The following is a 239-nucleotide window of genomic DNA, read 5'->3' as shown; positions in this document are numbered from 1 at the left end:
AGCGCCTCCAGCATCTGGCGGGCCCGGGCGAGCTGCGCCTCGGCAGCTGAGACGGCTTCCTCCAGGGCCCGCTGTCGGGCCTGGTAGACCTCGGTGGGACGCATTCCGCCACCCGCTGTGCCCAGGTACTCCCCTGGGAGCGGCGCACGCCCCGCCTCCCGGGCCGGCCGCGCCTCCTCGAGGGCCGCTTCCGCCCGGCGCACTTCTTCCTCGGCGGCCGCCCGCTCACGCTCTCGCTC

Annotated in this window: 1 protein-coding gene; it reads right to left on the bottom strand. The window is 76.6% G+C overall.

Annotated elements, in window-relative coordinates; translation table 11 throughout:
- Positions 1–239, bottom strand: a 239-nt coding sequence (locus ACTFO6_RS19660) for a hypothetical protein (protein WP_439935979.1), incomplete at both ends; no start/stop codon positions are given.

Source organism: Pelomicrobium sp. G1 (assembly GCF_051905455.1).
GTDB lineage: Bacteria > Pseudomonadota > Gammaproteobacteria > Burkholderiales > UBA6910 > Pelomicrobium.
This window is presented reverse-complemented; position numbering and strand designations above follow the sequence as displayed.